Genomic DNA, 18,939 nt, shown 5'->3' with positions numbered 1-18,939 from the left:
GGGCGGCAGACCTGGCGGGACCCTGGCTCAGGCGAGGGCGGTGATGGCGCGCTGCGCCGATCCGATGGTCGGGGCGATCCCCACGCCGTCGTACGCCGCCCCGCAGACCGCCAGCCCGGGCACCTCCGCCACGGCGGCGCGGATCCGGGCGACACGGTCGAGGTGGCCGACGGCGTACTGAGGGAGGCCACCGCCCCATCGCTGGACGACGCTGTCGACGGGAGCCGCGGTCAGGCCGGTGGCGTCGTGGAGGTCGGCGAGGCTCGCCACGACGAGGGCCTCGTCGGGCACCTGGAGCGTGTCGGCCTCGCCGTACCGGCCGAGGGAGGTGCGCAGCACGAGCAGGTCGCCGCCGGCGGCGCGGACCCAGTCCCACTTCGCGAAGGAGTACGTCGCCGCCTTGATCCGTCGGCCGTCGACCGCGGGCACGAGGAACCCCGACGCGCCCACGTCGAGCGCGTCCGCGGCCTCCTCCGCGCGGAACGCCAGCGTGACGAGGGCGGTCGAGGCGTATCCGATGCTGCCCAGCTCGGCCGACGCGAGGGGCGCGACGTCGGCGAGCAGGCGGGCGGCGGGGGCGGCCGGCGTCGCCACGACGACCCGGTCGGTGGTGAGCTCCTCGTCGGGCAGCGTGAGCGCGAAGCCGGTGGGCGTGCGCCGCAGCGCGGTCACCGTTGCTCCGGTGCGGACGGCCCCGCCCGCCTGCGTGATCGCCACGGCCAGCGCCTCGGGCAGCCGCCACATCCCGCCCGGGATGCCCGCGAAGACCGGTGACTCCGCCGTCGTCGGCCCGTCGGGGGCCGCGAAGACCTCGGCCGCGAGGAGCGGGATCAGCTGGGGCGCGGCGGCCCGGATCGAGATGTCGCGGGCGAGGCCGGCGTACACGCCGCCCAGGAGGGGCTCGACCAGCCGGTCGGCGACCTCGTCGCCGAACCGCGCGGCGACCACCTCGCCGACCGCCGCATCGCCGTCGACCCGCTGCGGGACCTGGGCGCGGGCCCGGGCGAGACCGTCGGCGGACAGGATGCCCGAGTCGGCGAGGCCGTCGAGGTCGACGGGCGCGCCCATCAGGGTGCGCGGCAGGGGCCGCAGCTCGCCGCGGGTCCAGATCCGCGAGGTGGCGGTGGTGGGGTGCACGATCTCCAGGCGGAGCTCGCGCGCCAGGCCGACCGCCTCGGGCCGCCGGTTGATCATCGCCTCGGCGCCGACGTCGACGGTCACGCCCGCCACCTCGCCGGCCCGGAGCTTCCCGCCGAGCACGTCGCTCGCCTCGAGCAGCGTGACGTCCTCACCGGCCCGCGCCAGCTCGTACGCCGCCGCCAGCCCCGCGATTCCTCCGCCGATCACCACCACCTGCACACCGCCAGCGTCCCAGAGCGGACCGATCGGGGCACAAGGGGCGTAGGTCCTCACCTGGGGACCACTCCCGCCACTCGCGCACCGATCGGTCCGCCCCCGAGCAGCTCAGGTGTACCAGGTGGGCTCGGGCAGCTCGCCGAGCAGCGCGTACCGGCCGACCTCGGCCCGCTTGTGCGCGACCGGGTCGTGCAGGCTGTGCGTGCGGACGTTGCGCCAGTAGATGTCCAGGCCGACCGAGCTCGCGGTCGCACGGGCCCCGGTGACGTCGTACACCTTGGTGCCGATCTCGAGGGCCGCGTCGATCGCGACCTGCTTGGCGGCGGCGATGACGACCGCCGCCTCGCCGCGCTCGGCCTCGGTCACCGTGTCGGCGTGGGCGTTGATGGCCTCGATGAGCACCGCGGCCCGCTCGGCCAGGGCCTCGGCGGCCCACAGCTTCGAGCGCAGGTCGCCGTACACCTCCTGCACGTAGAACTCCTCCGCGGCCCGCTGCTTCACGTCGCCGGCATAGGGCCAGGCACGCGTGACGTCGCGGGTGTACGTCGCCGCGGTGGCGAGCGCTCCCTCGGCGATGCCGACGTAGAGGTTCGCGAAGATGAGCTGGATCAGCGGCACGTTGAGGGTGTTGTAGACGCGCGGCACGAAGACGTGCTCGCCGTCCCGCTCGACGTAGCCCGCGGCGGCCGCCCAGGGCACCCGGACGCCCTCGATCGAGACGCCGCCGCTCTCGGTGAGCCGCTGGCCGAGGCTGTCCCAGTCGCCGAGGAACCGGATCGCCGGCTGGTCGGTCGGCACGATCGCGAAGATGTGCTTGTCGGTGCCCTCCAGCACGCCCTCGAGCACGGTGACGTCGGAGACCCTGCCACCGGTCGAGAACGACTTGCGTCCGGTGAAGACGAGCTCGTCGCCCTCCTCGCGGATCGTCAGGTCGGCGTCGCGGGGATTCACGGCCCCGCCGAAGAACCAGGTCTCGGTCGTCGCGGCCTGCTCCACGGCGGCGATCTGCTCGGGGGTGCCGACCAGGCGCGCGGCCCAAGCCCACAGGTAGTGGTAGCCGAGCAGCTGCCCGATCGATCCGTCGCCCGCCGAGACGGCGCGGATGACGCGGAGGGCGGTCGTCCAGTCCTGGCCGGCGCCGCCGTGCTCGACGGGACCGAGGAGGGTGACGAGCCCGCTGTCCTTGAGCAGCTGGACCTCGGCGTACGGCGTCTGGTTGGCGCGGTCCCGGGCGACCGCGTCGGCGGCCAGCTCGGTGGCGACCTCGCGGGCGCGCTCGATCCAGGCCTCGGGCGTGGTCGGGGTGGTGGTGAAGCGTGGGGTCGTCGTGATCGACACGCGGGGCTCGCTCTCGGGGTTTCGGAGGGATCAGAAGTAGGCGTTCGCCGGGAAGGCGGTGCCGTTGACGTGGTGGTCGCCCACGGCCGAGGCCTTGAGGAAGGTCGGGTTGTGGGTGGAGATGGTGCGGACGTTGCGCCAGTGCCGGTCGAGGTTGTGCACCGACTGGGTCGCCGAGGTCCCGCCGACGTCGAAGAGCTGGGCCGCGGTCGCGTAGGAGAAGCGGTCGATGGCGACCTTGGCCTCGGCGGCGGCCAGCTGGGCGGCCTCCGCCTCCGCCTCGCCCGGTACGCCGTCCACGACCGAGTCGGCGGCGACCTGGAGCGCCTCGGCGGCCCGCAGCACGATCGCCTCGGCGGCGAAGACGGACGCGGCGATCTCGCCGACGACCTGCAGGACCTGCCGGTCGTCGGTGGGCGCCTGCGGGCTGCCCGCGTGGCTGTAGCTGCGCTGCCGCCGCTTCAGCAGCGCGACCGCGTCGTTGCGGACGCTGCGCAGGATGCCGGCCGTCACGGCCTGCAGGAACAGCTGCAGGAAGGCTCCCTGGTAGCCGGGCACGGGCTCGCCGTCCGGCTCGCCGAGGTCGAAGTACTCCGACTCCTCGACCTTGACGTCGTCCAGCTGGGTGGTGCCGGTGCCGGTCAGGCGCTGCCCGAAGCCGTCCCAGTCGTCGAGGATCGTGACGCCCTGCCGGTCCACCGAGATCACCGCACCGGCGATCCGCCCGCCGGGCGCGGCCGCCCAGATCTGGGTGGCGTCGGAGTAGATCGAGCCGGTCGAGTAGAACTTCGTGCCGTTCAACCGGTAGCCGCCGGCCGGGTCCGGCGTGAATGCGGTGTCGAAGTACAGGCCCACCGGCTTGCGGCTCTGCTCGCTGAAGCCGTTGCCGACGAGCTTGTCCCGGCCGGCCAGCTCCAGCAGCCGGCGCCGGTACGCCGGGTCCTCACCGGCCTGCAGGTGCTGCTCGACGAACCAGAAGTGGGTGCGCAGGATGTGCGGGACGCTCGAGTCGGCCTCGGCGAGGTCGATGAGCGCGGAGAACAGCTCGGGGATGCTCAGCCCGGCGCCGCCGTCCTCGACGGGGAGCCGGAGCCGGCCGACGCCGGCCTGCTTGAGCCAGCCGATGATCTCGTGCGGTGCGACGCGGTCGCGCTCGCGGTCGGCGGCGCCCTCGGCGATGCGGGCGAGCAGGGCGGTCCACTCGGGCGTGCCCGGACGGATCGGCGCCGTGGTGCCCGTGGCGGTGGTGACGGTCATGGTGGTCCTCCTGGGTGCGTGGGGGACGGTCAGCTCTTGGAGACGGGCGCGAGCTGGCCCTTGAGGTTCGGGTCGTCGTTGCTGGCGAGGTACTGCTGGACCGCCGGGTCGAAGAAGATCTTCTTCAGCGTCGCGACCTGCGGGTCGTTCACGTAGTCGGTGCCGACGACGAGCTGGCCGGCGAACTCCAGCGGGGCCGGCGGGCTGTAGATGCGGTCGGAGTCCGGCGTACCGGCGTCGACGAAGGACATGTTGTAGTCGATGACCGCGTCGACGGAGTCGAGGGTGCGCGGGCCGGCGCCGTACTCCATGTAGGTGAACTTCCAGTGGTGCGGGTTGGTCGCGATGTCCTGGTCGGTCGCGGCCCAAGGGTCGACACCCGGCTTGAACGTCAGGTAGCCGCCGCGCTCGAGGATCCACAGCGCCTGCGCGGTGTTCGCGGGGTCGTTGAGCAGCGCGATCGTGGCGCCGTCGGGGATCTGGTCGATGCTCTTGTACTTCGAGGAGTAGACCGAGTACGACCACTGGAAGACCGGCCCGAGCGCGGTCAGCTTCATGCCGGTCGAGTCGGTGACCTGCTGCAGCCAGTGCTTGTGCTGGTAGATGTTCGCGATGTACTGCCCGTCGGCGGTGGCCTGGTCCAGCTGGTTGCCGTCCTCGATCGGCTCGCCGGTGATCGTGACGCCGTACTTCGGCGCGATCTCCTTGTTCAGGTAGGCGAGGAAGGCGCCCTCGCTCGCGCTCGATGCCTGGTAGGCGATCTTGAAGTCGGTGCCGAAGTGGCTGCCCGCGACCGTCTTGCTGTCGCTGCCGCCGGTGAGCTTCGCGACGAGGAGGCCGGCGACGATCAGGACGATGACGCCGACCACCGCCGGGACGAGCCACTTCCGGCCGCGACCGCCGAGGTCGATCTCCTGGGTGTCGCCGTCCTGGTGCGGCTTCTGCTGGGTGCTGGACATGGTGCTGCCTTTCGTGGAGCCGAGACCTGTGGGATCAGTGCGAGAGGCGTCGTACGACGCGGTCGCCGGTGAACTGGATGGCCTGGACCAGTGCGATGAGCAGCACGATGCAGGCGATCATGATGTGGTTGTCGAAGCGGCGGTAGCCGTAGTTGACGGCCAGGTAGCCCAGCCCGCCGGAGCCGATGGCGCCCGCGATGGCGGAGTACTCGATCATCGCGATGACGTTGAGGGTCAGCCCCGCCGCGAGGCCGGGCAGCGCCTCGCGGAGCTGGATGCCGGCGACGATCTGGGTGCGGGTGGCGCCGCTGGCCAGGCCCACGTCGAGCAGCTCGCGCGGGACCTCGCGCACGGCGTTCTCGGTGAGCCGGGCGAAGAACGCGATGCCCGCGATGGACATCGGGATGATCGCGGCGGTGAACCCGATCGTGGTGTGGAAGACCAGCTTGGTCACCGGGATGACCGCCGCCATGAGCACCAGGAAGGGCAGCGACCGGCCGAGGTTGGCGATCCAGCTGATCGACACGTTGACCGCTCGGTTCGGGGTGAGCCCGAGCGGTGAGGTGTTGAAGATGAGCACGCCGAGCGGGCCGCCGAGCAGCACCACGATCGTCATCACCAGGCCGACCATCCGGAAGGTCTCCCAGACCGCAGGCCCCAGCAGCGACGGTACGTCGGGCCAGGCCGTGCCGAGCAGCGGCAGGACGCTCATGCCACGGCCTCGGTGAGGACGGGTCGGGCGGCCGCGTCCGGCCCCGGCTCGGCCACGATGCCGAGCCGGCCGAGCACCTCGACCACGCGACGCTCGTCGAGCCGCCGGTCCAGCCCGAGGGTGAGGCGGCCGACCGGCGTCGTGCCCGACTCCTCGACGAGAGCGGCCAGCACGGCGACGTCGGTGCCGAGCTCGCGACCCGCCGCACCGAGCCAGGTGGGCGAGACCCGCTCCGCCTCGTAGCGGGCGGTCCACACCCGCAGGCCTTCCGCCGCCCGAGCGGGCGGCAACGGGAGCAGCGAGCGCGACAGCACCGAGTCCGAGCGTCGTACGACGTCGGCGACCGTGCCCTGCTCCACGATCCGGCCGTGGTCGAGCTGGGCCACGTGGTCGGCGATGCCGCGCACGACGTCCATCTCGTGGGTGATGACCAGGATCGTGACGCCGAGGTCGTCGCGCAGCTCGGTGAGCAGGTCGAGGATCGCGCGGGTCGACTCCGGGTCGAGGCCCGAGGTCGCCTCGTCGGAGAGCAGCACCGAGGGCCGCAGCGCGAGGCCGCGGGCGATGCCGATCCGCTGCCGCTGCCCGCCGGACAGCTGGGACGGGAAGTGGTTGGCGCGGTGCAGCATGCCGACGCGCTCGAGCAGGTCGCCCACGCGCGCTCGGACCTCGTGGTCCGGCAGGCCGGCGTACCGCATGGGGAGGGCGACGTTCTGCGCGGCGGTGAGCCGGCGCAGCAGGTTGGCGGACTGGAAGACCGTGCCTATCTGGCGGCGGGCCGAGCGCAGGTCGGCGCGCGACAGCCGGGTCAGGTCCCGACCCGCGACGGTGATGGAGCCGGAGGTCGGCCGCTCCAGCAGGTTCACGCAGCGGGCCAGCGTGCTCTTGCCCGCACCGCTCGGCCCGACCACGGCCGCGATCCGCCCGTCGGCCACCGTCAGGTCGATGCCGTCCAGGACGACGCTGTCGCCGTAGGCCTTGGTCAGCCCGGCGATCTCGATCATCGCGGCGCCTCCTTGCCGAGACGCTGGAAGCCGGAGCGGTGGAAGACCAGCGGCCGGACCGCGGCCTCGGTGGTGTCGTGCTCGACGCCGTGCAGCTCCAGCAGGATGATCGTGTGGTCGCCCGCCTCGACCTCGCGGTAGATCGAGCAGTCGAAGCGCGCGAGGCCGTCGTCGATCGTCACCGCGCCGCGCGCCGACACCGTGGCCGGGACGCCGGTGAAGCGGTCGGCCACCGGACCGGCCAGCTGCCGGCAGGTCTCGCCGTGGTGGTCGGCGAGCACGGTCACGCCGAGCCGATGCGCGCGGCGCAGGTCCGGCCAGGTCTTGGACGTGTTCGCGATCGAGAAGGACACCAGGGGCGGGTCGAGGCTGACCGAGGTGAACGAGCTCGCCGCGAGCCCGACGAGCTCGCCATCGACCTCGGCCGCGACCGCGACGACACCGCTCGGGAAGGCGCCGAACGCCTGCCGGAGCCGGGACGGGTCGAGGTCCTGGTTGGTGGAGAAGGCCGGGCTGGGCTGAGCAGGATGGACGGTGGCGGCGGTCATGCCGTTGCTCCTTCGGGGACGACGCGCAGCAGGGAGTCCACGACCGGCTGGGCGCGCGCCAGCCACTCGTCGTACGCCGAGGGGTCGTCGTACTGCTGGTCGAGGACGTAGAGGCCACCGGTCGGCACGGTCGCGCCGAGGTGGGTGAGCAGGGAGTGCAGCCCGAGCTCGGGCGCCAGGGCGTGCGTGGGGCCGCCGCCGAGCATCAGCGGTACGGCGACACCGGCCAGCTGCCCGACCGAGAAGCGGTCGAGGAACAGCTTCAGCAGCCCCGTGTACGTCGCCTTGTACGTCGGGCACGCCACGACCACCAGGTCCGACGAGCCGACCTCGGCGACCACCGCATCGACCTCGGGGTTCTTCCAGTCGAGCAGCTCGCCACCGTAGGTGGCGAGGTCGACGACCAGGTCGGGCTCGCGGCCGGTGAGTCGTTCGGCGACGTACTGGGCGGCCACCAGGGTGCGGCTGGCCGGCTTGGGGTTGCCGACCACCACGGCGGTGCGGATGGGTTGGGACATCGGGTCCTCCGATCAGGTGAAGACGGGCTCGCGGACGGACGCCCGCTCGGTGGCGAGGACCGCGCGGTCGCGCAGCTCCCGACCTCGCGTCTCGGGCAGCGCCCGCATGCAGACGAGGCTGATCACCGCGATGACGCAGTGGTAGGCCGCGACGGCCCAGAGGCTGCCGGATCCCCAGCCCGCCACCAGCCAGGCGCAGACCAGCGGCGTCAGGCCGGACGCGACGACGCCCGAGACCTGGTAGAGGGTGCTCAGCGCCGAGTAGCGGTAGCGGGTGTCGAACAGCTCGCTCCAGAACGCCGCGAGCGGACCGTAGACGGTGCCGTAGACGACGCCGAGCCCGCCGATGAAGGCAGCCGCAGCGGCCGGCGCGGAGCCCGACTGGACCAGGGCGGCGGTCGGGAAGGCCAGCGCCAGGCCGATGAGGGCACCGACCGTGTAGACCGGCTTGCGGCCGACCCGGTCGCTCAGCGCACCGGACACCACGGTCAGCACGACGCCGAGGAGGGCGCCGACCATGATCGCGTCGAGCACGTACCCCTTCTGCAGGCCGACGTTCGTCACGGCGTAGGTCAGCAGGTAGACCGAGTAGAGGTTGAAGGTGAAGCCCTCGATCAGGCGCGTGCCCATGCCGAGCAGCAGCGTGCGCGGCTGGCTGCGGACCAGCTCGCCGAGCGGGACGCGCGTGACCTGGTTGGCCTGCTGGACCTGGCGGAAGGACGGCGTCTCCACGATGGAGAGCCGGATCCAGGTACCGATCCCGAGCAGCAGGATGCTGACCAGGAAGCACGCCCGCCAGCCCCACGACAGGAACTGGTCGTCGGGCAGCAGACTGACCAGGGCGAAGGCACCCGAGGCCAGGAAGAGGCCGCCCGGCACGCCGATGTGGGCGAAGCTGCCGAACAGGCCACGCCGCTCCTTGGGCGCGAACTCGACGGCGAGCAGCACGGCCCCGCCGTACTCACCGCCGACGCCGATGCCCTGCAGCACGCGCAGCACCACGAGGATGATCGGTGCGGCCACGCCGATGCTGTCGTACGTCGGCAGCACGCCGACCAGCGCGGTGCCGAGACCCATGATCGCCAGCGTCCAGATGAGCATCGTCTTGCGGCCCACCCGGTCGCCGAAGTGACCGAAGATCACGCCGCCGATCGGGCGGGCGAGGAAGCCGACGGCGAAGGTGCCGAAGGACGCGAAGGTCGCGGCCGAGCCGGAGAGCCCGTTGAAGAAGAGCTTCTCGAAGACCAGGCCGGCGGCCGTGCCGTAGAGGAAGAAGTCGTACCACTCGATGACCGCGCCGACCGCGGCCGCCAGGGCGACGCGCTGCGGCGTGGCCGTCGTCGCCGCGCTCATGAGACCACGCTCCGACCGACGGCCTGGAAGGGCACCGCCGCGTTGTGGTGGCGGGCCGGCGTGGGGTTCTTCCACACCCCGCGCTGCTCGAGGATCGGCAGGACGCCCTCGCCGAACCAGTAGGCGCCCTCCAGGTGGGGGTACGCCGAGAGCACGAACTCCTCGATGCCGAGGGCGGCGTACTCCTCGATCCTGTCGGCGACCTCCTCGTGCGAGCCGACCAGGGCCGTGCCCGCACCGCCCCGGACCAGGCCGACACCGGCCCAGACGTTGGGGTAGATCTCCAGGTCCTCGACCGACCCGCCGTGGAGGTCGAGCATCCGCCGCTGGCCCTCCGACTCGCTGCGCCGCAGGCCCTGCTGGACGCGGGCGATCGCCTCCGGTGAGATCTGCGAGAGCAGCCGGTCGGCCTCGGCCCACGCCTCCGCCGAGGTGTCGCGGGTGATGGTGTGCATCCGGATGCCGAACCGGATCGGCCGGTCGCCGGCCAGTCCGCGGATCCACGCGATCTTCTCGGCGACGGCCGCGGGCGGCTCGCCCCAGGTCAGGTAGACGTCCGCGTGCTTGGCCGCGACGAGACCGGCCGCCGGCGAGGAGCCACCGAAGTAGATCTCCGGCTGCGGGTGCGGGATCTGGTCGAGGCTGGCGGCCTCGACGGACAGGTGCTTGCCGGTGAAGTCGACGGTCTCCCCCGCCCACAGCCGGCGCACGATCTCGAGGAACTCGTCGCACCGCTCGTAGCGCTCCTCCTTGTCGAGGAAGTCGCCGTACATGCGCTGCTCGTGGCTCTCCCCGCCGGTCACGACGTTGAGCAGCAGCCGGCCACCCGAGAGGTTCTGGAACGTCCCCGCCATCTGCGCGGCGAGGAAGGGCGAGACCAGGCCGGGCCGGAACGCCACCAGGAACTTGAGCCGCTCCGAGGTGCGGCTCAGCATCGCGGTGGACAACCAGGCGTCCTCGCACCAGGCGCCGGTCGGGGTGAGGGCGGCCTCGAAGCCGTTGTCCTCCGCGGCCCGCGCCACCTGGGTCAGGTAGGCGACGTCGCCGGGTCGGCCGGAGTGGCCGGGCGCGAGCCCGTGCCCGCCGCCGACGACGTGCCGGCCGTCCCCGCCGTTGGTGGGGAGGAACCAGTGGAACTTGAGGGACATGAGGAGCCTTTCGGTCAGATCTGGCCGTGGTTGGGCGGGGGTGTGCCGTCGATCGCGAAGCGACCGAGGTGCTGCACCTTCCACGCCGCGGGGTCGTGCAGGGTGTGCGTGCGGGCGTTGCGCCAGTGCCGGTCGAGGTCGAGCGAGGCCAGCGCCGAGCGCGTGCCGGAGACCTCGAAGAGCCGGCTCGCCACGTCGACGGAGACCGCGGTCGAGCTGGCGCGGGCGGCCGCCACGGCGAGACTCGCCGCGGCCGCGCTCTGCGCGGTCAGCCGGGCGTCCGCCGCCTCGACCGCGCGGCCCGCCTCCGCGAGCAGCGCCTCGGCGCCACGCACCGCGAGCTCCATCTCGCCGAAGGCGTGCACGATCAGGGGGTCCTCGGCGGCCCGGTCCACACCGGCGTCCGGGTAGGGCCGGCTGCGGGTGCTGACGAACTCCGCCGCGTCGGTCAGCGCGGCTCGGGCGATGCCCGCGTCGATCGCCGCGTGCAGCAGCTGCGCGAAGGCGCCGTACGTCTGCGGACGCTCGAAGGTCAGGTGGTACGGCGTGACCTGGTCCTGCGGGACGCGGACCCCCTCGAGCAGGACCCGCCCGCTCGCGGTGGTGCGCTGCCCGAGCCCGTCCCAGTCGTCGACGACCGTGACGCCCGGCGCGTGCCGCGCCACCCAGGCCACGTGCAGCGGACCGTCCTCGCCGAGGTGGGCCAGCACGGGGATCCAGTGCGCGAACTGCGCGCCGGTGCAGTAGCCCTTCTCGCCGTAGAGCACCCAGCCGCCGCCGGGCTCGGGCCGCAGCGTCGTGGCGTGGTCGCGCACGTGCTTGCTGCTGATCTCCGACTGCGCGTTGCCGAACCGCTTGCCGGCCAGCACCTCGCCGAAGAAGAACGCCTTCTGGCCGGGCGTGCCCTGCTCGCGCATGGCGTTGACGTAGACGAAGTGGCTGTGCGGGATCTGGGCGATGTTGGGGTCGCCGGCCGCGATCAGGCGGATCACCTCCGCCAGCACGCCGGCACCGAGGCCGGCCCCGCCGTACTGCTCGGGGACGGTGAGCGCGAGCAGCCCGGAGGCCGACAGCGCGTCGACCTGCTCGGTGGGCAGGATCCGCGACCGGTCCCGCTCGGCGGCGCCAGCGGCGAACCGGGCGCCGAGGTCGCGGGCGACCGCGACGGCCTCCTCGGCTGACAGCACCGGGACGCGCTGTTCCAGCTCGACACGGAGGGCGCTCATGGTCACACCCGCTCCAGCTCGCGTGCCTCGAGCTCGCGGACGATCGGCAGGACCTCACGCCCGAAGTACTGCACGTCCTCGTGGTAGTGCAGGAAGCCCAGCAGGAAGAGGTTCACGCCGAGCCGCTTGTACTCCAGCATCCGGTGCGCGATCTGCTCCGGCGTACCGATGAGGCCGGTACGGAAGCCGTCGTTGTACTGCACCAGGTCGGCGAACTCGGAGTCCTGCCACATGCCCTTCTTGTCACCGGTGCTCTGGCCGGCCTGCTTGACCGCCGACCCGAACCCCTCGACCGCGTCGCGGTCGGCCTTGTCGATGATCTCGCGCAGGACGTCGCGCGCCTCGGCCTCGGTGTCGCGGCCGATGAGGAAGCCGTTGACGCCGAACTTCACGCTGCGACCGTGCACGGTCGCGACGTCGCTCACGTCGCGGATCTGCTCGGCGATGCCCTCGGGGGTGTTGCCGTTCGCGAAGTACCAGTCGGTGACCCGACCGCCCATGCCGCGCGCGTCGGTCGAGTTGCCGCCCATGAAGATCTCCGGGTGCGGCCGGGTCGGGCCGGTGACCGGCTTCGGCTTCAGGTCGAAGTCGTGCAGGTTGTAGAAGTCGCCGTTGAACTCGGCGTGCTCGGAGGTCCAGATCTCGCGCACGTAGCGGATGAACTCCTCGGCGCGGCGGTAGCGCTCGCCGTGCTCCAGCCACGGCTCACCGAGCTTGGTGAACTCGTCCTTGAACCAGCCGGACACCACGTTGATCGCGGCCCGGCCGCCGGAGAGCTGGTCGGCGGTGGCGATGTACTTGGCCAGGACGCCGGGGTGCCACAGACCCGGGTGGATGGCAGCGATCACCTTCAACCGCTCGGTGGCCAGCAGCAGCGCGAGGCTGAACGAGGTGGACTCGTGCTGGTACGCCGCGCCGTACGACGCGATGTAGCGCACCTGCGAGAGCGCGTACTCGAAGCCGTTGTCCTCGGCCAGCCGGGCGAGCTCGACGTTGTAGTCGTAGCCCCAGTCGGTGCGCTGCTCGATCTTGCTGACCACCAGGCCCCCGCTGACGTTCGGCACCCAGTAGGCGAACTTCAGCGGCTCGGCGAGGGCGGCCGGGTCGGGGTGGTGCTGCGCGTTCATGGCGACTCCTTCGAGACGTGGTGCAAAGTCGAGTACTTCAATAGACATTAACGACCGAATGCCGAGGACACGAGGTTCTCGAGCCTCGGTTCGAGCGAAGTGGTGATCGGCGGATCCGATCACTCAGGCCCCGACGACAGCCCCGCCCGGGACCCGCGGCTGCGTAAGACGGGGATCCCGGGCGGACGGCTGACCTGTGTTACTTTCTACATCAGATTACTAGACTTTCATGCGCCCGCGTGCGTTGCGCTCAGGAGGAGCAGATGCGGATCGAACAGCTGGAGTACCTCGCCGCGGTCACCCAGCACGGGTCGCTGCGCCGGGCCAGCGACCGGCTGCACATCTCGCAGCCCGCCCTGAGCGAGGCGATCACCAAGCTGGAGCGCGAGCTGCGGGTGACCCTGCTCGACCGCCGCCGCTCCGGCGCGCGGATCAGCCGGGAGGGACGCGACCTGCTCCCCTACATGACGGAGGTCCTCACCGCCGTCGACCGGCTGCGCTCGGCGGCCGGCGAGCAGCGCACCGACCGCCGGTTGATCCGCCTCGGCACCGTGCACGCCGCCACCTCGACCCTGCTGGTGCCCGCGGTCCGCGCGTTCCAGGAGCGCCACCCCGGCACGACCGTCGAGGTGCTCACCCTGCAGCAGACCGAGATCGAGGAGGGCCTGGTCGAGGGCGGCCTCGACCTGGGCCTGGTCAACCTGCTGGACGGGGACGACCTGGCCGCCGGGCTCACCGGGATCGAGCTGCTCCGGGGCCGGCCGGTCGTGGTGCTCCCAGCCGGGCACCACCTGCTGGGGTACGTCGAGGTCACGCTCGACCAGCTGCGCGCCGAGCGCTTCGTGATGATGCGGGCCGGCTACCTGATGCACCGCTGGGTGCACCGCGCCCTCGGCCCCGACCTGCCGCCGATCACCCAGACCACCGACGGCGCCGAGATGGGCAAGGCGCTCGTCGTCGACGGCCTCGGCATCACCGTGCTGCCGGACTACTCCGTCCACGGCGACCCGCTGCACCGGGCCGGGCTGCTCGACACCCGCCCGGTCGCCGACGACCACACCGTCGTCCGGCTGATCCTCCGCGAGCGCCGGACCGAGCAAGCGCCGCTACCGGTGCGGGAGTTCCAGGCGACCCTGCTGGCGCGGGCGGAGGAGTACGCGGCCGGGTCGGGGAGCGTCGTACCTGACGATCTGGCCCCTGTTCGGGCGATCTAGGGGCCAGACGATCAGGTACGACGGGTGACTCAGCCCCGCGGGTAGGCGTGGATGAAGTCGGTGAGGCGCTTCAGCTGGTCGGGGTCGGTGGCGGGGATGACCCCGTGGCCCAGGTTGAAGATGTGACCCTTCGCGGCGCGGCCGGCCTCGATGATCGCGCCGGCCCGCTCGGTCATGACCTCGGTCGGGGCGAAGACCAGCGCCGGGTCGAGGTTGCCCTGGACGCAGCGGTCCGGGCCGATCCGCTCGATGCCCCACGACAGCGGCGTGCGCCAGTCGACACCGACGACGTCGGCGCCGGCCTCCCCCATCTGGTCCAGCAGGAGCGCGGAGTTCACGCCGAAGTGGATCCGGGGGACGCCGAGCTCGCCGATCCGGGAGAGCACGAGCGCGGAGTAGGGCCGCACGTAGGTGCGGTAGTCGTCCGGGGTGACGGCGCCGGCCCAGGAGTCGAAGAGCTGGATCGCCGAGGCGCCGGCCGCGACCTGCACCTCGAGGAAGGCCGCGGAGATGCCCGCGATCTTGCGCATCAGCGCGTCCCAGATCTCCGGGGCACCGAACATGAGCGCCTTGGTCCTCGCGTACTCCTTGGACGGCCCACCCTCGACGAGGTACGACGCCACGGTGAACGGCGCGCCCGCGAACCCGATCAGCGGCGTGCCGCCGTTCATCGACGCGAGCTCTCCGACGAGCGTCTGCACGGCCGCGGTGATGTAGGGGACGTGCTCGGAGGTGAGGTCCGGGATCGCCTCGACGTCCGCGAGCGTGGCGACCGGCCGCGCCACCACCGGGCCGACGCCCGGCTTGATGTCCAGGTCGATCCCGACGGCCTTGAGCGGCAGCACGATGTCGGAGAAGAAGATGGCCGCGTCCACGGCGTACCGCCGGACGGGCTGGAGGGTGATCTCGGTGATCAGCTCGGCGTTCATGCAGCTCTCGAGCATGCCGACGCCCTCGCGGACCTTGAGGTACTCCGGCAGCGAGCGACCCGCCTGCCGCATGAACCAGACCGGGGTGTGCGCAGGCTTCTCGCCCCGCGCGGCCGCCAGGAAAGCACTCTGCGACAGGTCACTCACGAGGCTCAGGGTCGCAGGTGACGGCGTGGGACGCACATCGCCGGGGGCGGGGCGGCCTATGTTGGACCCATGGTGGCCCGGCAGGAGACTCACCGGGGTTCCGGCACGACCGGTGGTCCCCCGGAGTTCGAGGCTGCCGTCGCGTGCCTGCACGCCGCCACCTTCCGCCCCGAGATCTGGTGCGAGGAGATGCCCGCGCCCCAGCGCATCGCGCCGTACGCCGCCGCCCTGTCCGCCGACGTCAACGTCGACGACGAGGAGGTGGCCACCGGCCGGATCGTGCTGCTGCACGACCCTGCGGGCAACGACGCCTGGGAAGGGACCTTCCGCTGCGTCGCCTACTGCCGCGCGGAGATCGACGGCGAGCTCGCCACCGACCCGATGCTGGCCGACGTCGGCTGGACCTGGCTGATGGAGGCCCTGGACGCCTTCGGCGCCGAGCACGTCGCCGCCTCCGGCACCGTCACCCGCGTCGCCACGGAGAGCTTCGGCACGATGGCCGACGAGCCCGGCAACGCCCAGCTCGAGATCCGCGCGTCGTGGACCCCCGTCGACCCCACCGAGCTGACCCGCCACGTCGAGGCGTGGGGCGACCTGCTCTGCACCGCCGGCGGCCTGGAGCCGGTGCCCGACGGCGTCGCGGTGATGCCGTCGCGCCGGGGACAGCGAGGCACGCCCTCGTGAGCGAGTCCGCGACCGAGGACCCCCAGACCCCCGAGGCGGCCGAGCCCGCCGAGGTGCCCCTGCTCCGCCTGGCCGGTGGGCTGCCACCGGTCATCGAGACCGAGGAGGCGCTCGCCGCCTACTGCGCCGCGATCGCCGCCGGCTCGGGCCCGGTCGCGATCGACGCGGAGCGTGCGTCGGGCTACCGCTACTCCAACCGCGCCTACCTGATCCAGGTCAAGCGGGCAGGCGCCGGCATCGGCCTGATCGACCCGATCCCGTTCGGCACCCTCGAGCCGCTCCAGGAGGCGATCGGCGACGCCGAGTGGATCCTGCACGCGGCCACCCAGGACCTCCCCTGCCTCGCCGAGGTCGGCCTCAAGCCGGCCGCGCTGTTCGACACCGAGCTCGCCGGCCGCCTGCTCAACTACCCGCGGGTGGGCCTCGCCACGCTGGTCGAGACCCTGCTCGGGGTCCAGCTGCTCAAGGAGCACTCCGCCGTCGACTGGTCAACCCGCCCGCTGCCCGAGCCGTGGCTGGAGTACGCCGCGCTCGACGTCGAGGTCCTGGTCGAGCTGCGCGACCGGATCGCCGCCGAGCTGGCCGAGACGGGCAAGGCCGACTGGGCGGCCCAGGAGTTCGAGCACCTGCGCGGCTTCGAGCCGACCCCGCGGGTGGATGCGTGGCGGCGTACCTCCGGGCTGCACCGGGTCCGCGGCCGCCGCTCCCTGGCGGCGGTGAAGCTGCTGTGGGAGACGCGCGACGAGATCGCCCGCGAGCGCGACGTCACGCCCGGCCGGCTGATCCCGGACTCCGCGATGATCGCGGTCGCCACGGCGATGCCGACCACGCGCGGCGCGATGATGGGCACCGACGGCTTCCACGGCCGCGGCGCCTCACGCTTCGCGGCGCAGTGGCTGGCCGCGATCCAGCAGGCCGCGCAGATGCCCGAGGAGGAGCTCCCGGTCCGTACCGCGCGCAGCGACGGCCCTCCCCCGCCGCGCAACTGGGCCGAGCGCGACCCGGTCGCCGCCCGCCGTCTCGAGCACGCCCGCGCGGCCGTCGCGGCGATCGCCGAGGCCAACAACCTGCCGACCGAGAACCTGCTCACGCCCGACACGCTGCGGCGCGTGATGTGGGCGCCGCCGTCGACCCGCGATCCGGTGGCGCTCCTCGAGGCCCTCATCGACCAGCTGCACGGCTACGGCGCGCGCGGGTGGCAGGTCGGGCTGACCGGACACGCGCTGGCGCAGGCGGTGCTGCGGGCCGACGAGCAGTAGCCGGTCACCAAGCCGAACGGGCGTCAGGCCCGCGCAGCAGGTGATCAGGGCGTCGCGTCGGCGCTGGCGCTGGCCAGCGGACCGAGGAGCTTCGCCGAGGCCAGGTCGATCGCGTCGAGGCGCTGCCCGAGGTCGCCGAGGTCGCCCGGCTGGTACATCAGCGCCTTCAGGTCGGGGTCGACCAGCGTCTCCAGCTCGACCCACGGTACGCCGAGCGGCGGCGCCACGATGTTGCGCAGCGTCTCGGTGAAGACCGAGGCGTGCGCGGGCTGCTGGTTCGGCTGCTGGAAGGCGTCGGCGTACGCGACCCGCAGGTCGGCGGGCTGCACGGACCCCACCCGGGCGAGCCTGGTCATCGCCCGGTCGCCCACCGCGTAGGCGAGGAAGTCGGCCGCCGCGGACAGCTGGTCGGGGTGCCCCGTCAGCAGGCAGACGCCAGTGAAGTCGCCGACGGTGCGGTTCGAGCCGACCGCGGGCATCGGCAGCACGTCGAAGTGCAACCCCTTGGTCCTGCGCAGCTGCGGAACCAGGCCGCGGAACCCGGCGATCATGCCGACCCGACCCCGCTCGAACCACTCCACCGCGCTGTGCGCGTCGAGCTGGGTCGAGGTGAGGGTCAGGCGCGCGTCCCGCAGGATCTCGAGGGTGCTGCGCAGCGCGTTGACCGAGCTGCCCTGCCCGAGCGCGAGGCTGGTCGGTGTGGTCGTGTTGTCGAAGACCTGCCCGCCACCGGAGTAGATGAACGGCGCCAGCCCCCGCAGCGTCGGGTCGATCGCCAGCCCCGCGTCGCCGTCGCGCGCCGCGTAGCGCGCCAGCACCCGGAACTCGTCGAGGCTGAACGACGACCGGTCGACCGGCGGGACGTTCATCCCGTGGCGGCGCATCAGGTCGAGGTCGATCAGGTCGGTGTTGTAGTAGATGACCATCGGCGAGATGGTGTACGGCATGCACTGCAGGTCGTCGTCCGCGGAGAACGCGGTGACCGCGTCGCGTGAGTAGTCGTCGCCGAGGCTGATCCCGCGGTCCGAGAGCAGGTCCTGCAGCGGCCGGTTGCGCTGCGTGGCCATCACCTGGGCCAGCCCGGCCCGGGGCAGCAGGTACACGTTCGGGGCGTCGGTGTCCGTGGTCACGGCGCTCTCGAGCGCGGCCGCGTCGGCGTAGGTCCGCAGGCGGACGGGGACCGTCGCCGTGCTGTTGTACGTCGCCACGATCGAGCGGTACGCCGCCAGCTCGGCGGCGGTGCCGAACACCCCGAACGTCAGCTCACCGCTGGCCACCGGCGTGGTCACCGTGGGGGCCGGCGGACGGGTGCGCGGGTGCCGGCCGGACGAGGTCGCCGCGACCACGATCGAGGCGATGACGACGGCGACGACGAGGCACCCGGCGGTCACGTACGTCGGCCGGCCGACCCGCTCCGCGCTCATCCGCCGTCCTCACCACCGACCGTCATGGTTGAGCACGCTGGACCGGGAGCGCCTCACGGCGCGTGGCCGCTCGTAGCGGCTGATATTGGGACCCGGGGCTGCCGCGGCCCAGCGTGCTCGCCGCCTATTCTACGGTGCGCGCCAGCTCCGCGTGACCAGCCGCCTCGAGCTGCTCGGCGAGGACGAGCATCCGGCGTACCTCGCCGTGGGCCTCGGTCGCCCGTCCGGCCGCCACGATCCGCGCGAACGCGGACGCCCGGAACAGCACGTCGGCGAAGTCGCCGGATGCGATGCCGCGCAGCACCGCGTCGATCATGGTGCGCAGCTCCTCGGGCCCGGGAGGGTCCGCGACGCCGGCGACCACCTCCGCGAACGCGTCGGTACGCCGCCCCCGGTCGAACTGCCGCGCCACGGCCGCCGGGTCGGCGTACACCCAGCTGCGGAGCAGGTAGAGCCGCCACAGGCAGCCCGCGAGCGAGTCGGCGGGCGCGCCCGACCAGACCTCGGCGATGGCCTCGATGCCCTCGGTGTCGGCGAGGTGGACGAGCCGCTCGGCGACGGCGTCGTCGGCGCTGTCCCGGGCACCGCGGACCAGGATCTCGGCGGCGCGCTCGCCTGCCTCGGTCACCAACGCGGGGTCGGTGCCGCCCGCGTGCTCGTCGAAGAACCGCCCCTCAACGGGGGCGGGGCGGTGGTGGCGGTGGGCGCGCTCCTCGGACATCCCGATCAGGCTACT

Annotated in this window: 18 protein-coding genes; 3 read left to right on the top strand and 15 right to left on the bottom strand. The window is 72.6% G+C overall.

What is annotated here, in order from left to right; all coding sequences use genetic code 11:
- Positions 1-27 precede the first annotated feature (27 nt).
- From ACYVAQ_RS06320 to sfnG, 12 genes are all read right to left on the bottom strand, one after another.
- Complete coding sequence (locus ACYVAQ_RS06320; RefSeq protein ID WP_460787639.1) at positions 28-1,359, bottom strand: protoporphyrinogen/coproporphyrinogen oxidase; 1,332 nt, start codon at positions 1,357-1,359, stop codon at positions 28-30.
- A gap of 105 nt (positions 1,360-1,464) precedes the next feature.
- A complete protein-coding gene (locus tag ACYVAQ_RS06315; RefSeq protein ID WP_460787638.1) occupies positions 1,465-2,694 on the bottom strand; it encodes an acyl-CoA dehydrogenase family protein in 1,230 nt (409 codons plus the stop codon).
- Positions 2,695-2,724: 30 nt separating this feature from the next.
- Positions 2,725-3,951 carry an acyl-CoA dehydrogenase family protein gene (locus ACYVAQ_RS06310; protein WP_460787637.1) on the bottom strand — a complete coding sequence of 409 codons (1,227 nt, stop codon included), beginning with the start codon at positions 3,949-3,951 and terminating at the stop codon, positions 2,725-2,727.
- A 29-nt stretch (positions 3,952-3,980) separates the two neighbouring features.
- Positions 3,981-4,910: a MetQ/NlpA family ABC transporter substrate-binding protein gene (locus ACYVAQ_RS06305; protein WP_460787636.1), complete on the bottom strand. Its 930-nt coding sequence runs from the start codon at positions 4,908-4,910 to the stop codon at positions 3,981-3,983.
- A 34-nt stretch (positions 4,911-4,944) separates the two neighbouring features.
- A complete protein-coding gene (locus tag ACYVAQ_RS06300) occupies positions 4,945-5,622 on the bottom strand; it encodes a methionine ABC transporter permease (RefSeq protein ID WP_460787635.1) in 678 nt (225 codons plus the stop codon).
- Positions 5,619-6,626, bottom strand: coding sequence for a methionine ABC transporter ATP-binding protein (locus tag ACYVAQ_RS06295; RefSeq protein ID WP_460787634.1), 1,008 nt, complete (start codon positions 6,624-6,626; stop codon positions 5,619-5,621). The genes ACYVAQ_RS06300 and ACYVAQ_RS06295 overlap by 4 nt, the downstream gene beginning before the upstream one ends.
- The gene (locus tag ACYVAQ_RS06290; protein WP_460787633.1) at positions 6,623-7,174 is read right to left on the bottom strand and encodes a flavin reductase family protein; all 552 of its coding nucleotides are present in this window, start codon (positions 7,172-7,174) and stop codon (positions 6,623-6,625) included. The genes ACYVAQ_RS06295 and ACYVAQ_RS06290 overlap by 4 nt, the downstream gene beginning before the upstream one ends.
- Positions 7,171-7,692 carry an NADPH-dependent FMN reductase gene (locus ACYVAQ_RS06285; RefSeq protein WP_460787632.1) on the bottom strand — a complete coding sequence of 174 codons (522 nt, stop codon included), beginning with the start codon at positions 7,690-7,692 and terminating at the stop codon, positions 7,171-7,173. Before ACYVAQ_RS06285 ends, ACYVAQ_RS06290 begins: the two co-directional genes overlap by 4 nt.
- 12 nt (positions 7,693-7,704) lie before the next feature.
- On the bottom strand, positions 7,705-9,045 hold the full coding sequence (locus ACYVAQ_RS06280; protein WP_460787631.1) for an MFS transporter: 1,341 nt from the start codon (positions 9,043-9,045) through the stop codon (positions 7,705-7,707).
- Positions 9,042-10,193 carry an LLM class flavin-dependent oxidoreductase gene (locus ACYVAQ_RS06275; protein ID WP_460787630.1) on the bottom strand — a complete coding sequence of 384 codons (1,152 nt, stop codon included), beginning with the start codon at positions 10,191-10,193 and terminating at the stop codon, positions 9,042-9,044. The genes ACYVAQ_RS06280 and ACYVAQ_RS06275 overlap by 4 nt, the downstream gene beginning before the upstream one ends.
- 14 nt (positions 10,194-10,207) lie before the next feature.
- On the bottom strand, positions 10,208-11,419 hold the full coding sequence (locus ACYVAQ_RS06270; RefSeq protein WP_460787629.1) for an SfnB family sulfur acquisition oxidoreductase: 1,212 nt from the start codon (positions 11,417-11,419) through the stop codon (positions 10,208-10,210).
- A 2-nt stretch (positions 11,420-11,421) separates the two neighbouring features.
- Complete coding sequence (gene sfnG / locus ACYVAQ_RS06265; RefSeq protein ID WP_460787628.1) at positions 11,422-12,546, bottom strand: dimethylsulfone monooxygenase SfnG; 1,125 nt, start codon at positions 12,544-12,546, stop codon at positions 11,422-11,424.
- A 263-nt stretch (positions 12,547-12,809) separates the two neighbouring features.
- Here sfnG and ACYVAQ_RS06260 point away from each other — a divergent pair, with 263 nt between their 5' ends.
- Positions 12,810-13,760: a LysR family transcriptional regulator gene (locus ACYVAQ_RS06260; RefSeq protein WP_460787627.1), complete on the top strand. Its 951-nt coding sequence runs from the start codon at positions 12,810-12,812 to the stop codon at positions 13,758-13,760.
- A gap of 29 nt (positions 13,761-13,789) precedes the next feature.
- On the opposite strand, the gene hemE is transcribed toward ACYVAQ_RS06260, so the two are convergent.
- Entirely contained in the window at positions 13,790-14,827 is a 1,038-nt protein-coding gene (hemE, locus tag ACYVAQ_RS06255; RefSeq protein ID WP_460787726.1) for a uroporphyrinogen decarboxylase, read from the bottom strand.
- Between the two features lie 78 nt (positions 14,828-14,905).
- Between hemE and ACYVAQ_RS06250 the strand changes: the two genes are divergently transcribed.
- Complete coding sequence (locus ACYVAQ_RS06250) at positions 14,906-15,520, top strand: DUF3000 domain-containing protein (protein WP_460787626.1); 615 nt, start codon at positions 14,906-14,908, stop codon at positions 15,518-15,520.
- The gene (locus tag ACYVAQ_RS06245) at positions 15,517-16,779 is read left to right on the top strand and encodes an HRDC domain-containing protein (RefSeq protein ID WP_460787625.1); all 1,263 of its coding nucleotides are present in this window, start codon (positions 15,517-15,519) and stop codon (positions 16,777-16,779) included. The genes ACYVAQ_RS06250 and ACYVAQ_RS06245 overlap by 4 nt, the downstream gene beginning before the upstream one ends.
- Positions 16,780-16,823: 44 nt before the next feature.
- Here the strand turns inward: ACYVAQ_RS06245 and ACYVAQ_RS06240 are convergent, their stop codons facing one another.
- Positions 16,824-18,203 carry an ABC transporter substrate-binding protein gene (locus tag ACYVAQ_RS06240; protein ID WP_460787624.1) on the bottom strand — a complete coding sequence of 460 codons (1,380 nt, stop codon included), beginning with the start codon at positions 18,201-18,203 and terminating at the stop codon, positions 16,824-16,826.
- A gap of 124 nt (positions 18,204-18,327) precedes the next feature.
- Positions 18,328-18,924: a hypothetical protein gene (locus ACYVAQ_RS06235; protein WP_460787623.1), complete on the bottom strand. Its 597-nt coding sequence runs from the start codon at positions 18,922-18,924 to the stop codon at positions 18,328-18,330.
- Positions 18,925-18,939 lie beyond the last annotated feature (15 nt).

Source organism: Nocardioides maradonensis (genome assembly GCF_054777115.1).
The sequence above is the reverse complement of the archived record's forward strand: the minus strand, read 5'-3'. Positions and strand labels throughout refer to the sequence as shown.

Coding starts and splice junctions, on each gene's coding strand:
- ACYVAQ_RS06310 (WP_460787637.1), bottom strand. CDS start 3,951: ATGACCGTCACCACCGCCACGGGCACCACGGCGCCGATCCGTCCGGGC.
- ACYVAQ_RS06305 (WP_460787636.1), bottom strand. CDS start 4,910: ATGTCCAGCACCCAGCAGAAGCCGCACCAGGACGGCGACACCCAGGAG.
- ACYVAQ_RS06300 (WP_460787635.1), bottom strand. CDS start 5,622: ATGAGCGTCCTGCCGCTGCTCGGCACGGCCTGGCCCGACGTACCGTCG.
- ACYVAQ_RS06295 (WP_460787634.1), bottom strand. CDS start 6,626: ATGATCGAGATCGCCGGGCTGACCAAGGCCTACGGCGACAGCGTCGTC.
- ACYVAQ_RS06290 (WP_460787633.1), bottom strand. CDS start 7,174: ATGACCGCCGCCACCGTCCATCCTGCTCAGCCCAGCCCGGCCTTCTCC.
- ACYVAQ_RS06285 (WP_460787632.1), bottom strand. CDS start 7,692: ATGTCCCAACCCATCCGCACCGCCGTGGTGGTCGGCAACCCCAAGCCG.
- ACYVAQ_RS06280 (WP_460787631.1), bottom strand. CDS start 9,045: ATGAGCGCGGCGACGACGGCCACGCCGCAGCGCGTCGCCCTGGCGGCC.
- ACYVAQ_RS06275 (WP_460787630.1), bottom strand. CDS start 10,193: ATGTCCCTCAAGTTCCACTGGTTCCTCCCCACCAACGGCGGGGACGGC.
- ACYVAQ_RS06270 (WP_460787629.1), bottom strand. CDS start 11,419: ATGAGCGCCCTCCGTGTCGAGCTGGAACAGCGCGTCCCGGTGCTGTCA.
- sfnG (WP_460787628.1), bottom strand. CDS start 12,546: ATGAACGCGCAGCACCACCCCGACCCGGCCGCCCTCGCCGAGCCGCTG.
- ACYVAQ_RS06260 (WP_460787627.1), top strand. CDS start 12,810: ATGCGGATCGAACAGCTGGAGTACCTCGCCGCGGTCACCCAGCACGGG.
- ACYVAQ_RS06250 (WP_460787626.1), top strand. CDS start 14,906: ATGGTGGCCCGGCAGGAGACTCACCGGGGTTCCGGCACGACCGGTGGT.
- ACYVAQ_RS06240 (WP_460787624.1), bottom strand. CDS start 18,203: ATGAGCGCGGAGCGGGTCGGCCGGCCGACGTACGTGACCGCCGGGTGC.
- ACYVAQ_RS06235 (WP_460787623.1), bottom strand. CDS start 18,924: ATGTCCGAGGAGCGCGCCCACCGCCACCACCGCCCCGCCCCCGTTGAG.